Below are 15,503 nucleotides of genomic sequence, written 5' to 3' on the forward strand. Positions count from 1 at the left end.
GCAGTTTATTCAGGCATTTTCAGCGGGCTGGGCGAGACGATCACGCCGTTATTGTCCGCATAAATGTATTCACCGGGGCGGAACGTCACGCCGGCGAAGGTCACCACCACGTTCAGGTCGCCAATGCCACGCTTGTCGGTCTTCATCGGGTGAGTGGCCAGTGCCTGTACGCCCAAATCGGTTTGGGCAATGACATCGACATCACGGATGCACCCGTAGATCACCAGCCCTTCCCAGCCGTTTTTTGCGGCTTTCTCGGCAATCATGTCGCCGAGCAACGCGCGACGCAGGGAGCCACCACCGTCGACCACCAGCACCTTGCCGGCGCCCGGCTGATCGGCCTGTTCCTTGACCAGGGAGTTGTCCTCGAAGCATTTGATGGTGACGATCTCGCCGCCAAAGGAATCCCGGCCACCGAAATTACTGAACATCGGCTCAACCACCTGCACCAGCTCCGGGTAGGCGTCGCACAGATCGGGCGTCACGTAATGGTTCATCGTGAAACTCCTGTCATCAAAGAAGAGGTCGAACATCCCACGGTGTACATCAGAAAAACGTGTCGCAACAGGCAATCTTTAACGGTTCACCGGTTGGCGGCGGCCATGATCGGACTCGCTTCGTCGCAACGCAATAGCGACTGCGCGACTGAATATGACCAGAAGCGTTTAACGCGTCATATCTTAGCCGCAACCACACACGAGTGAAACGCCCTTGGCAGAGCGCTTGATCAAACAGCTGCCAGTACCTGCGGGTACGCCCCGGCCAAGGGTGTCAGTGGATCGTTCAACCACCGCACCACCATTGGCCATACCTCGGCTTGAGCAGCTTTGCTGACCAGCATATCGACATGCCCGAAATCCCCGCTGAAGCCCTGCTGGCGCCCCAGACACAGGTATTGGCGGTGCTCGGAGCCGACTTGCTCGAACAACTTGCGGCACGCCCAATCCGGGTCCTGCTGGTCACCGGCGGCACTCACCGCCAACAACGGCACATCGACTTCGGCGAGGCCCTTCCACCAATCCTGTTTGCCATCGCCAAAGCGACCGAACAGGCCGTTCCAGCGCATGGCTTCGATCATCACGCCCGCAGGTTCATCCTCCGGACCACGCTTGAGCCGCGCGCCGGACACCTCGCCAAATCGTTTCAGGAGCAAACGAGCGGTCCACTCCACCGGTGGAATTTTCAACGGCCAGTGGGTACGGCTCACCTGGCAACCAAACAACGCCACCGAGGCCGCCGCTGGCGCCCCCAGGTGCTGCCCGCCGAGGGCCGCGGCCAGTGCGGTGCCGCCCAGGGAATGCCCGATCCAGTGCGGGATTTGCGCACTTTGCTCATGCACAAACGCGCCGATGGCCGGCAAATCGTAACGCGCGTAGTCGGCAACGCGATTCTTCGCGTAGTCCTGGTTGCGCTTGGACAAGCCATGCCCGCGCATTTCCGCAATCCACACATCAAAGCCCTGGCGCGCCAGATAAGCGCCCAAACCGATGCCTTTGGGCGAATACCAGAAACGTCGGTTGGAAAAACTACCGTGCAACAAAATGACCGGCGTGCCCCGGTTTTCCGGGGCATCGGCCAGGCCCAAACGCGTCACGGCCAGCTCGACGGTGCCGTCGGGGCTATTGCCGGGTTTGAGGCGATACACATCTTCACTCAGGTCGCCGCGACGTTCAGCACTGATCAGGGCGACGGGAAACAGGTTGCTGCTGCTTTGCATAATGCTCTTGCACAAAAAAGGGCGGCGTCCGGAAGGAGTTCCGCCCTGCACAGATAAGAATGCCGGTCACCCTTGAGGAGTGACCGGCACTTTTTAAGTCACGACCTTAGGCGGACGCTTGCCCTTCCGCCAGGAAGAACCAGGTTTCCAGCACCGAATCGGGGTTCAGCGAGACGCTTTCGATACCCTGTTCCATCAGCCATTTGGCCAGGTCCGGGTGGTCGGAAGGGCCCTGGCCGCAGATGCCGATGTACTTGCCGGCCTTATTACAGGCCTGGATGGCGTTGGCCAGCAGCTTTTTGACCGCAGGGTTACGCTCATCGAACAGGTGGGCAATGATCCCCGAGTCACGGTCCAGGCCCAGGGTCAGCTGAGTCAGGTCGTTGGAACCAATGGAGAAACCGTCGAAGAACTCCAGGAACTCTTCGGCCAAAATGGCGTTGGACGGCAGCTCGCACATCATGATGACGCGCAGGCCGTTTTCACCACGGCTCAGGCCGTTTTCTGCGAGCAGGTCGACCACTTGGCTCGCCTCGCCCAAGGTACGCACGAACGGCACCATGATCTCGACGTTGGTCAGGCCCATCTCATTGCGCACGCGCTTGAGAGCACGGCACTCAAGCTCGAAGCAGTCGCGGAAGGCCTCGCTGATATAACGCGAGGCGCCACGGAAGCCCAGCATCGGGTTTTCTTCTTCCGGCTCGTAGAGCTTGCCGCCGATCAGGTTGGCGTATTCGTTGGACTTGAAGTCCGACAGGCGCACGATGACCTTTTTCGGGTAGAACGCCGCCGCCAGGGTGCTGATGCCTTCCACCAGCTTCTCGACGTAGAAGCCCACCGGGTCGTTGTAGCCGGCGATGCGCTTGTCGACGCTTTCCTTGATGTCCAGCGGCAGGCCGTCATAGTTCAGCAGGGCCTTGGGGTGCACGCCGATCATGCGGTTGATGATGAATTCCAGGCGGGCCAGGCCCACACCGGCGTTCGGCAACTGCGCGAAATCAAAAGCGCGGTCCGGGTTGCCGACGTTCATCATGATCTTGAACGGCAGGTCCGGCATGGCATCGATGGAGTTTTGCTTGATGTCGAAGCCCAGCTCACCTTCAAAGATGAAACCGGTGTCGCCTTCAGCGCAGGATACGGTCACGCCCTGGCCGTCTTTCAATAGTTGGGTCGCGTTACCGCAACCCACCACCGCAGGAATGCCCAGCTCACGCGCAATGATCGCCGCGTGGCAAGTACGCCCGCCCCGGTTGGTGACGATGGCGCTGGCGCGTTTCATCACCGGCTCCCAGTCCGGGTCGGTCATGTCGGACACCAGCACGTCGCCCGGCTGGACTTTGTCCATCTCGGACACGTCCTTGATGATCCGCACCTTGCCGGCGCCGATGCGCTGGCCGATGGCACGGCCTTCCACCAGCACGGTGCCGGTTTCTTTCAGCAGGTAGCGTTCCATGACGTTGGCGGAAGTGCGGCTTTTCACGGTTTCAGGACGCGCCTGCACGATGTACAGCTTGCCGTCATCACCGTCCTTGGCCCACTCGATGTCCATCGGGCACTTGTAGTGCTTTTCGATGATCATCGCTTGCTTGGCCAACTCGCTGACCTCAGCGTCGGTCAGGCAGAAACGCGCGCGCTCGGCCTTGTCGACTTCAACGGTTTTTACCGAGCGACCGGCCTTGGCCTCGTCGCCGTAGATCATCTTGATGGCCTTGCTGCCCAGGTTGCGGCGCAGGATCGCCGGGCGACCGGCCTCAAGCGTGTGTTTGTGTACGTAGAATTCGTCCGGGTTGACCGCGCCCTGCACGACGGTTTCGCCCAGGCCGTAGGCGCCGGTGATGAACACCACGTCACGGAAACCGGATTCGGTGTCCAGGGTGAACATCACGCCGGCGGTGCCGGTTTCCGAACGCACCATGCGCTGCACGCCGGCAGACAAAGCCACCAGCTTGTGGTCGAAACCTTGGTGTACGCGGTAGGAAATGGCGCGGTCGTTGAACAGCGAGGCGAACACTTCCTTGGCGGCGCGGATGACGTTTTCGACGCCGCGGATATTCAGGAAGGTTTCCTGCTGACCGGCAAAGGAGGCATCCGGCAAGTCTTCGGCGGTGGCCGAAGAGCGCACGGCGACGGCCATGTCCGGGTTGCCGGCCGACAATGTAGCGAAGGCGGTGCGGATTTCTTCGTTGAGCTTCTCGGGGAACTCGGCGTCCATGATCCATTGACGGATCTGGGCACCGGTCTTGGCCAGGGCGTTGACGTCATCGACGTCCAGGGCGTCCAGCGCGGCGTGGATCTGGGCGTTGAGGCCGCTCAGCTCGAGGAAGTCGCGGTAAGCCTGGGCCGTGGTGGCGAAACCACCGGGCACCGAGACACCAGCGCCTGCAAGATTACTGATCATCTCGCCGAGGGATGCGTTCTTGCCCCCCACATGCTCTACATCATGGACGCCGAGCTTATCGAGGGAAACTACGTACTCTACCAAGGTGATCTCTCCACTTTCTGTGTTGGAAAAGCTCAGGACGCCAGCGACTCAGTAGGAGCAAACGCCAGCGCTTGTGGCCTGGACCTGGAAAATAAGTGAGAATGCGGCCCACTGCGGGACGGCAAAATCGCGCCTATCATATCCAAGATTCGCCATCAGCTTAAGGCCCAGGGCTCAAATGAAACGATCTGCTTTCTTTATCTCCGACGGCACCGGCATCACAGCCGAAACATTGGGTCAAAGCCTGCTCGCGCAGTTCGAAAACATTACCTTCGCCAAATTCACGCGGCCCTACATCGACAGCGTGGATAAAGCGCGAGCTATGGTACAACAAATCAATCTGGCGGCTGAAAAAGACGGTTTTCGGCCGATCATTTTCGACACCATCGTCAATCAAGACATCCGTGAGATCCTCGCCACCTCCAATGGTTTCATGATCGACATCTTCTCCACGTTCCTGGCGCCACTGGAACAGGAGTTGAGTGAACACTCCTCCTACTCAGTAGGAAAGTCCCATTCCATTGGCCACAACTCCAACTATATGGAGCGTATCGAGGCGGTCAACTTTGCCCTCGACAACGATGACGGCGCCCGCACTCATTACTATGACAAGGCCGATTTGATCCTGGTGGGCGTGTCCCGCTGCGGCAAAACCCCAACGTGCCTGTACATGGCCATGCAGTTCGGTATCCGCGCCGCCAATTACCCGCTGACCGAAGACGACATGGAACACCTGACGTTGCCGGCCGCCCTGCGCGCGCACCAGCACAAGCTGTTCGGCCTGACCATTGACCCGGACCGCCTCACGGCGATTCGTAACGAACGCAAGCCCAATAGCCGCTACTCCAGCTACGCACAGTGCGAGTTCGAAGTGCGCGAGGTGGAAAATCTGTTCCGTCGCGAAAATATTGCGCACATCAATTCCACGCATTTTTCGGTGGAAGAGATATCGGCGAAGATTTTGGTGGAGAAGGGTGTAGAGCGCAGGTTCAAATAACTGCACTGTCTGAACTGACGCCTTCGCGGGCAAGCCCGCGCCCACATTTGACCGAGTTCCAACACTGGAATGCATTCAAATGTGGGAGCGGGCTTGCCTGCGATGAACGATAACGCGGTAAACCTGCCTACAGGTGAAACCTGCCACCACCCTGCCCCAACGCCGTCGCCAGCGCATCGAACCCAGCCCGCAACAACTGATCGTCACCCGACGTATTACAGATACTCGCCCGAATAAACTGCGGCACCGCCGTTTGCCCTACCGCAAAGGCTTCGGCCGTGGCGATCAGGTAATTATTCTGCTTAAGTTCCGCCTCGATTTCCGACGCGCGCCAGGGCTCCGGCACTTCAATCCAAAAATGCGGGCTGTTGAGGTGGGTGCGGTACTCCAGGCCGGTCAGCAGGTCGCGCACCAGGGCTTTGCGGCGGCTGATCTCGTTTATCTGCTGACGTAGCAGGTATTCCGCCGTGCCGTTTTCGATCCACTGGGTCGCCAGTTCCAGAGTCACTGGCGTGGCCATCCAGCAGGTCGAGCGCAAGGCCGCCGAAATACGACTGACCAGCGCCGGTGGCGCATGCACGTAGCCCACCCGCAACCCCGCGGACACCGCTTTGCTCAGGCTACTGATCAAAATCGTACGTTCAGGCGCGAAATGGCTGAGGGGCGGCGGCCGATCTTCTACCAATACGCCGTGGGCTTCGTCTTCAAGAATCAGCAGATTGTGCTCGCGACACACCTTGACCAACGCTTCCCGGCGCGCGACCGATAATACCGCCGTGGTCGGGTTCTGGATGGTGGGCGTGCAGTACAACGCCGAAACCCGGTGATTACGACAGACTTCATCCAGCGCGCCCGGCAACACGCCTTCTTCGTCCATCTCCAGGCCGATCAGGCGCACGCCGAGCATGCGCGCGGCCGTGATCAGCCCGGGATAGGTCAGCTGTTCGGTGACCACCGTATCGCCCGCCCGCAGCAATGCCATCATCGCGCACAGCAGGCCATGCTGGCCGCCATTGACGCAGATGACCTGCTCGGGAATCGGGTGAAAATCACGCTGCACCAGCCACTGCGCCCCGGCCTCACGGTAGCGCGGCAAACCGGCATCCGGGGTGTAGGCGCTGATGTCCTGAAGGAACTTGGCGTTGGTCGACAAGGTTTGGAAGCTCTGGGCCAGAAACACCGTCTCCTGACCAGGTATATGCATGTTACGGCTCATGTCGAAGTAGTGGCGCGGCTCCTCGCTGACGTTGCGAAAACCTTCATCACGCTGGCGCTCCATCCCACGCTTGCGCACGAAAGTGCCGTCACCTACCCGCGCCACCACCAACCCGAGGCGTTCCAGTTCGCCGTAGGCTCGGCTGATAGTGCCGATGGTTACACCCAGATTGTCGGAAAGCACCCGATGGGGCGGCAGTTTTCGTCCGGGTTCAATCAAGCCTTCAAGGATGCCCCGTTCCATCACATCGGACAGGCGCTTGTACTTCACGCCCTGACCGCTGGACAACCCCTCACGCATAATTGACACCATGTCAATATTTGTTTTGACAGCCATCATTCGCCCTAATAGTGTGCTTTTACGGGTTCAATCACCGAATGAAACAACTTAATACACAGTCAATATAGAGTTCAATTCCGGCTCAGGGAAGCAATAAACGATGCCAATGTCCGCCGTTCTTGAAAACACAACAAAAACAAAAACTCAGAAACAGTGGTTGGCCGGCCTGGTAACCAGCGTGATGTTTCTTATCGTGTGCCTGAGTTGGGGCACTACGTGGCTGGGGATCAAGATCGCCGTCGAGAGCGTGCCACCGCTGACCTCGGCGGGCCTGCGCTTCCTGATCGCCTTCCCGTTGTTCCTGTGTTTCGCCCTGGTGCGCCGAGAGCCGATCCTGTTCCCGCGCGAAAGCCGCTGGTTCTTCGTATTCGTGACACTGTCCTACTTCAGCGTTCCCTATTACCTGCTCAACTACGGCGAGATGCATGTCTCTTCCGGCCTCACCGCGCTGCTGTTCAGCTGCATGCCGGTGTTTATCCTGATTTTCTCCGCGCTGTTTCTGCGCGAACGCATCTATTTTTCCCAGGTGGTCGGCATCGGCATCGGTTTCGGCAGCCTCTACATGATCATCAAGAGCCAGGGCCTGCACCTGGACCATGCTGAATTTTTCGGGGTGCTGGCAATTCTGACCGCCGCGATCATGCATGCCTTGTGCTACGTCATTACCAAGCAAAAAGGCAGCGCCATCAGCGTGATCACCTACAACACGCTGCCCATCGGCATTGCCGGGTTGATGCTGTTTGTGGCCGGCTTGTGGTTTGAAACGCCCACCTTCGAAACCATCACGCTGCGTTCCTGGAGCGCGCTGTTCTACCTGGGGCTGGTGGCGTCGGTGGGCGGGTTTATCGTGTATTTCATGCTGCTCAAGCGCTTGAGTCCGATCATTCTGTCGTTCGTGTTCATCATCTTCCCGGTATTCGCGGTGATCATCGGCGCCTGGTACGAAGGCGTGGAAATTTCCCGTGACCTGATGCTGTACTCCGCCATCCTGCTGGCTGGTTTCGCGATCACCAAGCTGCCTGTCGAAAAACTCCTGGCCAAGAAAAATTGAGCCTCCTGACCCACCCCTATCAGCAACGCGAGAGAAACATGGACGTCCTCCGCCCCAACGCCCTGGAGCAGATCTATGCCCACGCCAGCCGCAGCTACCCAGAGGAATGCTGTGGTTTTGTCTTCGCCGACGGCAGCGTGTACCTGGGCAGCAATATCCAGAACGAATTGCACCGCAAGAACCCCCAGATGTACGCGCGCAGCGCGGCCAACGGCTACACCTTCTCGGTGGCCGACACCCTGTTGATGAACAAGGCGTTGCGCAGTGATAACCCGGTGGTGGTGATCTATCACTCGCACCCGGATGTCGGAGCCTATTTCAGTGACGAAGACCAGGACAAGGCGCTGTTCCTGGGTGAGCCGATCTACCCCGTGAGTTACCTGGTGGTGGATGTACGCCAGGGCAAGGCCCTGGGCTCAAAGCTGTTTGCCTGGGATGGCAAGCATTTCGCCCCTCAACCCTTCAACGACCTGCACACGGAGTTGTCCATGAACGCTGTCTCTTTCCCCGACATTCTGGTTCGCGTGGCCAAGCTGCCGGAATCGACCCTCGAGGGCACCGGATCGACATTGCGCGAAGTCATTGAAAACCTCTGCAGCAGCCACCCGCAACTGCGCCCGCACCTGTTTCACGAGAAGAACAATCAGCTCAAGGAACACTTCCTGTTCACGGCCGAGGAAGAACTGATCGACGCCGACGAGCCCTTGCCGGAAAAAGCCAGAATCGAAGTGCTGCTCGCCACCTCCGGCGGCATGGACGTCGAGGCTTTAAGCAACGAAGAAGTGCAGCGCTACGTGCGCCATATCACTCTGCCAGGCGTCGGGCGCGAAGGTCAGTTGAACCTGAAAAAGGCCAAGGTATTGATCATCGGCACCGGCGGTCTCGGCTCGCCCATCAGCCTGTACCTGGCGGCGGCCGGCATTGGCACCCTGGGCCTGGTGGACTTCGATGTGGTGGAAAGCAGCAACCTGCAACGCCAGATCGTTCACGGCAACAGTACACTGGGCATGCCCAAGGTCGAGTCAGCCAAACAGCGCCTGCAGGATCTCAACCGGCACATCCAGATCAACGCGCACAACACTGCCCTCAACGCCGACAACGCCCTGGAACTGGTGGGCGCCTACGACTTGGTGATCGATGGCACCGATAATTTCGACACACGTTACCTGGTCAACGACGCCTGCGTGCAGCTGGGTAAACCTCTGGTCTACGGCGCCATCTACCGCTTCGACGGGCAGATCAGTGTGCTCAACTATAAAGGTGGGCCGTGCTACCGCTGCCTGTTCCCCTCAGCACCGCCTGCCGAGCTGGCACCCAACTGCAGCGCCGGCGGCGTAATCGGCGTATTGCCGGGTGTGGTTGGCATGATTCAAGCCACCGAGGCCATCAAATTGCTGATCGGCATCGGCGAGCCGCTGTCCGGTCGGTTGATGCGCTTCGATGCGCTGGCGATGAAATTCAGCGAAATCCGCTTCAAGCGCCGCGCCGACTGCCCGTGCTGCTCGGCGCTGCGTCACAGCGAACCGGTGGCGCCGACAGTGTGCGCCGATGCCGTGCCCAGCCAACCGTCCCTGGCCGAAGAACGCTACATCAAGCCGCGAGTACTCAAGCAAGTGCTTGAACACCAGCGCAGCGCCGATGTGCTGCTGGACGTGCGTGACGCCACTGAGCTGGAGGTGTGCAAACTGCCGGGCGTGGTGCATATCCCCCTGGCCGAACTGGATGAGCAACTGCACAGCCTCAGCCGCGACAATACCCATTACCTGATCTGCTACGCCGGCTCCCGCGCCGAGCAAGCCGCCAGCACCTTGCTGGCCGCCGGTTTCGCCAACACCAAAGTCCTGCAGGGCGGCATGAAACACTGGGTTCGCGACGTCGAACCCGACATGCCTTTGTACTGATCCGGGGGCTGAGCGATGTTGCATAACTCCATTCTTGACGTGATCGGCCACACACCGATCGTGCGTCTGGCGCAGTTTTCCGAAGACCTTGGCATCGAGGTCTACGCCAAGCTGGAATCCCTCAACCCAGGTGGCAGCCACAAGGCACGCATCGCCCTGGGCATGATCCTCGACGCCGAGCGCCGCGGCGTGCTGATGCGCGATTCCGGGCAAACCATCATCGAGCCCAGCGGCGGCAACACCGGCATTGGACTGGTGATGGCCGGCAACGTGTTGGGTTACAAAGTGGTGCTGGTGATCCCGGACAACTACAGCCCCGAAAAACAGAAACTGCTGCGCCTGTACGGTGCCAAGGTGGTGCTGTCGGACAGCCGCCTGGGGAACAATTCCCACGGCGAAAAGTGCATGGAGCTGCAGCTCGAAAACCCCAGCTACGTGATGCTTAACCAGCAGCGTAACGGCGCCAATCCGCAAACCCACCGCGACACCACCGCACCGGAAATCCTCCGCGCGTTCGGTGAACGGCGCGTGGATTATTTCGTCAGCGGCATCGGCACCGGCGGCCACCTCACGGGCATCGGCGAAACGCTCAAGGCCGCCTGGCCTGCACTGCGGGTCATGGGCGTGGAACCGGAGGAATGCGACCTGCTGAAAAACCAGCACGCGCCGCACCATATCCAGGGCCTGTCGATTGGCTTGATCCCGAGCATTCTCAACCTGGACGTGATCGACGGCATGCTCAAGGTGTCGCACCAGGCATGCATGGACATGATCAAACGCATCATGCGCACCGACGCCATCAGCCTGGGCTTGTCCTCGGCCGCCAACATGGTCGCCATCGCCCAACTCGCCCCCGAACTGCCGCCCGAAACGGTGGTGTTGACCATGGTCTACGACAATGCTGACAGCTACCTGCCCAGTTTCGAATAACCGGTTTCCCAACCATCCAGAACGCGGGGGTGCCTCCATGGGGGGCTTTATCGACATGCAACAGCTGCACGATGAGTTGCTCACCCACCTCATCAAGACCCTGACGCCTGCGCAGATCAAGCAGCTGGAACCGCACCTGGCGCCGCTGATCCAGAACGCCGCCCAGGCGGTGGCCGAGGACCTGATCGCCTATGCCTATCGCGACCCGGCGTCACGCGGGCGCGGCGAGTTGATTCTGGAATCCTATGCCTCGTTCAAGGCCGTGCTGTTTTACCGCCTTGCGCACCTGGTATGGCATTTCCCCGATCAAACCAATGGCGAGTTTTCGCGCATGGCTCTGAAGCTCAGCAACCAGGGCAAAATCCTCTCTGGAGCCGAAATCCATCCCGCTGCGCGCATAGGCCGGCGCTTCGTGCTGGACCACGGTTACGGCACAGTGATCGGCGAAACCTGCGAGATCGGCAACGACTGCTACATCCTCTGTGGCGTGACACTGGGCGCCCGCGGGATCGCCAACAACCCGGATGGCAAACGCCACCCGCGCCTGGGCAACAACGTCGAGGTCGGCGCCGGTGCCCGCGTGTTGGGGTATGTGCTGATCGGCGACAACGTGTTTATCAGCCCTTCGTGTGTCATCACCCAGGACGTGCCTGCCGGTACCAAGGTCAAGGTGGTCAATCAGGTTCAACTGCAGAAAAACGATGAGTCAGACCACAGCAACTACCTCGGGGCTTTCGCCCTGGACGAGCGTTTGCACGTGGTCGGCGAAGTGAATGCCAGCCACAAGGTCACGGTGCTCGACGCCGACTTTCACCCGTTGCAGGGGCTGATGCTGGAGCCCACGGTGAAAGAGCGTCATCACCTGCAGTTTCGCCTGCGCCGCCTCGATGTCGGCGAGCAACTGCCACGCTTGCCGCTGAACCTGAAAATCTGCGGGCCGGAATTTGAAATCACCCTGCTCTCGCCGCCTGGCTTGAGTGCGATGGTGCGTCACCTGTTGCAAGCCAGCCCACTGATTGTCGGAGGTTGAACATGTCTGTGCACACCATGGAAACCCTGGCGCTGTTCGACAGCGCGCCCTACCAGAATGCCTTCAGCGCGCGGGTAATTGCGGTCAGCGAACACGGCGTTGCCCTGGAACACACGCTGTTCTACCCCACCGGCGGCGGCCAGCCGGGCGACACCGGGCACCTGACACTGGCCGATGGCACGCGCGTCGAGGTGATCGGCACCGTACGCGACCCGGTGCTGCGTTCGATCATCTGGCACCAAGTCCAAGAGTGCCCGCCGCAGTTGATTGCCGGGGTGCAGGTAGACGCGGGTCTGGACTGGGAGCGCCGCTACCAGCATATGAAGATGCACACCTGCCTGCATTTGCTGTGCTCGATCATTGATGCCCCCGTTACCGGTTGCAGCATCAGCGCGGACAAAGGCCGGCTGGATTTCGACTTGCCGGAAATGACCCTCGATAAAGACAGCATCACCCGCGACCTCAACGCCCTGATCGAGCAGGCCCACGTGGTAAAAACCCTGTCGATGCCCGCCTCGGAGTACTCAACCCTGCTGCAGATCACCCGTACCCAGGCAGTAGCGCCGCCGGTGATCCAGGGTTCGGTGAGGGTAATTGAAATCGCCGGCATCGATATCCAGCCATGCGGTGGCACCCATGTGATCAACACCGAGGAAATCGGCCGGGTGTTCTGCGAGAAAATCGAGAAGAAGAGCAAGCACAACCGCCGGGTGATCCTGCGGTTCGAGGGATAGATCAACCCTGACGCGGCCCGTATGGGGTGCCCCATACAAGGCCGACGCGGTGCAGCCTTATTGCTTTTGCTCGCTGACTTTCTTGCTCAAGGTCTCGATCTGCGCTTGAAGCTGCGCAATTACGGCCTTGAACTGTGCTTCCATTTGATCAAGCCCGGCCTGTAGCTGTGCGTTTTCACTCATGAGTGCTTCAACGCCACGCGCAGCAGTCGCTTCTGGCTCATCGCGCGGGGCCGGCGTTGGATCATTCGCGGGGGCCGCTGCGTCGGGTGACGGACCAGGCTCAACGGAATTTTCCGGCTCAGAAAGCACCGCGTTCTGAGGCGTGCCAATCGCGTCAATGCGTTGAGCCAAGCCCTGGATTTGCTCTTGCAGTTGCTGAATCACTGTCTTGAGCTCCCCGAAAAACGCTAACACTTCCTGGCGAAACGCTTGGCTCTCACGGTTCAACGCTTCAAGACTTTGAGCCTGGCCCGGCTCAGTCCCCGATGGGTTCGGTGTAACCGGCGAAGCCTGCGACGGCGCAGTGTGCTGCTCACCTGCAGAACGGTTCTGCGGCGTAGCCTCAGGCTGATTCGAGGAGTGTTGAGTGGCTTCACGTGGCGTATTGAGTTGCTGAGTCAGGTCGACAACTTGCTGTTGGAGGCTCTGGATCTGTGGCCCAACCTCAGCGGCAAACCCCTGGAACTTGGCACGAAGCGCCATATTTTTTTGCGTCAGTTCTGCCAGCGAGTCCGTCGCCTCCGAACCCTGTGACGGTGGCGCGTTCACGATCGCGCTGTGGCTTGAGAACTGGCCGCGCTGCTCGGGCGTCATCGCGGGACGCAGCGGCGCCAGATCGGGCTGGGTACTGGCTCGTTCGGAAGCGCGGGCGCTGTCCTGGTAGCTGATGGGCGACGGCTTTTGAGGCTGTTCATAGCCAACCGTGTAGGGTGCTGGCCGAGTATTTACGCTAGTCATAGGGACCTTCCCAGATTCAGGTAGTGAAGTCGTGATTGCCGATTTGAAGGCCTGCGTTCGCACGCCGTCTGGTTACCTGATTGGCGTTTCTCTGAAAGAGGGTTCCGGAACCGTAGGGCGGGTAAGTGGCTATTTGTATCTCAGGCAAAAACAGCGGTGCCTTGCGCTTGTGTCAGGGGCGGACGCCCGGCGCACCAACACATAAGCCGCAGTTCGTACAGGAAACTGACAGCAAATTTATGTGCTTGTAACATTCAGAAACGTACAATCCCGCCTGCAACGCCTCGTTGCCCCTGACTCACGAAAACAGCGCCCGCCCTTCTCGGTGGGTCATTCGTGCAGCAGCTAAGCTCACTCCCATCACGCCCCTGAACGCTGCAGGACTGACTGCCTATGAACAGAGTGTTTCGTCACTATTTACCGGCGTCCACGCTGCGCTTGCTACCCAATCGCTGGGATTTGGTCGCCTTGCCTCTGGTGATCGGCTTTTTATTGTTTTTCTCCATTACGGCGCGGGAAACCTGGGCACCAATCGCCACGTTGCAAAGTGAAGTCATCTCTCTGGACCCGGCCAACCTGCCGGAATACGCCATGCGCACCACCCTGCGCATGCTCGCAGCGATGGTCGCCGCACTGGTCTTCACCCTGTTGTACGGCACATTGGCCGCCAAAAGCCGGCGTGCCGAGAAACTGCTGGTGCCGGTGCTCGACATCCTGCAATCGGTGCCGGTGCTCGGCTATATCTCTTTTACCGTGACGTTTTTCCTGTTGCTGTTTCCCGGGCGTGTGCTGGGCGCCGAGTTCGCCGCGATCTTTGCGATCTTCACCAGCCAGGCCTGGAACATGACGTTCAGCTTCTACCAGTCGCTGCGCATGCTGCCCCACGACCTGGTCGAAGTGTCGACCAACCTGCGGCTTTCCGGCTGGCAGAAATTCTGGAAGCTCGACGTACCCTTCGCCATGCCCGGGCTGGTGTGGAACATGATGATGAGCATGTCCGGCGGCTGGTTTTTTGTGGTCGCCTCCGAAGCCATTACCGTCGGCGACAAGACCATCACCCTGCCGGGCGTGGGTTCTTACCTGGCCCTGGCCATTGCCCAGAAAGACCTGCACGCCGTGGGTTACGTGATCCTGGCGATGATTGTGGTCATCCTGATGTATGACCAGTTCCTGTTCCGTCCGCTGGTGGCCTGGGCCGACAAGTTTCGCATGGAGACCACGGCCTCTCAGGGCGCCGCGCCGCAATCCTGGCTGTTGAACCTGATCCAGCGCACGCGCGTGGTTCAGCGCATCCTGCGCCCGATCACCCGTGCCATCAGCCGTATCGGTAACAAGCGTTTCAGCCTCGCGGGCAGTGCGCTCAAGGCGTTGCCGGCAGAAACACCGAAGGCCTCAAAAGTGATCGATTGGGTGTGGGGCACACTCATAGCGCTGCTGGCCGCGTATGCGCTGTATCACATCGTGCAGTACGTCGGCACCGAAGTGACCTTTGCCGAGGTCGGCCATGTATTCCTGCTGGGCCTGATCACGCTGCTGCGGGTAACCGGGCTGATCCTGATCGCATCACTCATCTGGGTGCCGCTGGGCGTGATGATCGGCCTGCGCCCCCGCCTTGCGGAGAAAATCCAGCCACTGGCGCAGTTCCTCGCCGCCTTCCCGGCGAACCTGCTGTTCCCGGTATTCGTCATCGTGATCCTGCACTACAAGCTCAACCCGGACATCTGGCTGAGCCCGCTGATTGTGCTGGGCACCCAGTGGTACATCCTGTTTAACGTGATCGCCGGGGCCAGCGCGTTTCCCAATGACTTCAAGGAAGCTGCCGCCAACTTCCGCATCCGCGGCTGGTTGTGGTGGCGCAAGGTGATGCTGCCGGGGATCTTCCCCTATTACGTTACCGGCGCCATTACCGCTTCGGGCGGCGCGTGGAACGCCAGTATCGTTTCCGAGTACGTGTCCTGGGGCCAGGACAACGTGGTCGCCCACGGGCTGGGCGCCTACATTGCACAGACCACCGCCGCCGGCGACTTCCCGAAAATCGCCCTGGGCGTGGTGGTGATGTCGATCTTTGTGGTGGCCTTCAACCGCGCAGTCTGGCGGCCGATGTACGCCCTGGCTGAAAACAAACTTCGCTTGAATTGACGGGATT

Annotated in this window: 12 protein-coding genes; 7 read left to right on the top strand and 5 right to left on the bottom strand. The window is 59.9% G+C overall.

Features of this window, described 5'->3' with window-relative positions:
- Window positions 1-5: 5 nt before the first annotated feature.
- The 3 genes from rraA to ppsA form a co-directional block, all read right to left on the bottom strand.
- Complete coding sequence (rraA, locus tag FPT15_RS05530; protein WP_145159137.1) at window positions 6-497, bottom strand: ribonuclease E activity regulator RraA; 492 nt, start codon at window positions 495-497, stop codon at window positions 6-8.
- A gap of 230 nt (window positions 498-727) precedes the next feature.
- Complete coding sequence (locus tag FPT15_RS05535) at window positions 728-1,717, bottom strand: alpha/beta fold hydrolase (RefSeq protein WP_145159139.1); 990 nt, start codon at window positions 1,715-1,717, stop codon at window positions 728-730.
- A gap of 106 nt (window positions 1,718-1,823) precedes the next feature.
- Window positions 1,824-4,199, bottom strand: a complete 2,376-nt coding sequence (ppsA, locus tag FPT15_RS05540) for a phosphoenolpyruvate synthase (RefSeq protein WP_106576300.1) — start codon at window positions 4,197-4,199, stop codon at window positions 1,824-1,826.
- A gap of 178 nt (window positions 4,200-4,377) precedes the next feature.
- Here ppsA and FPT15_RS05545 point away from each other — a divergent pair, with 178 nt between their 5' ends.
- Window positions 4,378-5,196: a pyruvate, water dikinase regulatory protein gene (locus tag FPT15_RS05545; RefSeq protein ID WP_058412273.1), complete on the top strand. Its 819-nt coding sequence runs from the start codon at window positions 4,378-4,380 to the stop codon at window positions 5,194-5,196.
- Between the two features lie 127 nt (window positions 5,197-5,323).
- Here FPT15_RS05545 and FPT15_RS05550 read toward each other — a convergent pair whose 3' ends face one another.
- Window positions 5,324-6,748 (bottom strand): PLP-dependent aminotransferase family protein, encoded by a 1,425-nt coding sequence (locus tag FPT15_RS05550; protein WP_106576709.1) that lies wholly within the window; start codon window positions 6,746-6,748, stop codon window positions 5,324-5,326.
- Window positions 6,749-6,908: 160 nt separating this feature from the next.
- Here FPT15_RS05550 and FPT15_RS05555 point away from each other — a divergent pair, with 160 nt between their 5' ends.
- The 5 genes from FPT15_RS05555 to FPT15_RS05575 are packed head-to-tail and all read left to right on the top strand — an operon-like array spanning window position 6,909 to window position 12,397.
- The gene (locus tag FPT15_RS05555; RefSeq protein ID WP_164487959.1) at window positions 6,909-7,802 is read left to right on the top strand and encodes a DMT family transporter; all 894 of its coding nucleotides are present in this window, start codon (window positions 6,909-6,911) and stop codon (window positions 7,800-7,802) included.
- Between the two features lie 38 nt (window positions 7,803-7,840).
- Entirely contained in the window at window positions 7,841-9,703 is a 1,863-nt protein-coding gene (gene moeB / locus FPT15_RS05560) for a molybdopterin-synthase adenylyltransferase MoeB (RefSeq protein ID WP_145159141.1), read from the top strand.
- A 15-nt stretch (window positions 9,704-9,718) separates the two neighbouring features.
- Window positions 9,719-10,633: a PLP-dependent cysteine synthase family protein gene (locus tag FPT15_RS05565; RefSeq protein ID WP_145159143.1), complete on the top strand. Its 915-nt coding sequence runs from the start codon at window positions 9,719-9,721 to the stop codon at window positions 10,631-10,633.
- 37 nt (window positions 10,634-10,670) lie between these two features.
- Window positions 10,671-11,663: a serine O-acetyltransferase gene (locus FPT15_RS05570; RefSeq protein ID WP_106576296.1), complete on the top strand. Its 993-nt coding sequence runs from the start codon at window positions 10,671-10,673 to the stop codon at window positions 11,661-11,663.
- A gap of 2 nt (window positions 11,664-11,665) precedes the next feature.
- Window positions 11,666-12,397 (top strand): alanyl-tRNA editing protein, encoded by a 732-nt coding sequence (locus FPT15_RS05575; RefSeq protein WP_145159145.1) that lies wholly within the window; start codon window positions 11,666-11,668, stop codon window positions 12,395-12,397.
- 57 nt (window positions 12,398-12,454) lie between these two features.
- Here FPT15_RS05575 and FPT15_RS05580 read toward each other — a convergent pair whose 3' ends face one another.
- Complete coding sequence (locus FPT15_RS05580; protein WP_145159147.1) at window positions 12,455-13,420, bottom strand: hypothetical protein; 966 nt, start codon at window positions 13,418-13,420, stop codon at window positions 12,455-12,457.
- A 330-nt stretch (window positions 13,421-13,750) separates the two neighbouring features.
- Here FPT15_RS05580 and FPT15_RS05585 point away from each other — a divergent pair, with 330 nt between their 5' ends.
- Window positions 13,751-15,496 carry an ABC transporter permease subunit gene (locus tag FPT15_RS05585; protein ID WP_145159149.1) on the top strand — a complete coding sequence of 582 codons (1,746 nt, stop codon included), beginning with the start codon at window positions 13,751-13,753 and terminating at the stop codon, window positions 15,494-15,496.
- The last annotated feature ends 7 nt before the right edge of the window (window positions 15,497-15,503 follow it).

It is taken from the genome of Pseudomonas sp. RGB (genome assembly GCF_007713445.1).
In the GTDB taxonomy this organism is placed as follows: domain Bacteria; phylum Pseudomonadota; class Gammaproteobacteria; order Pseudomonadales; family Pseudomonadaceae; genus Aquipseudomonas.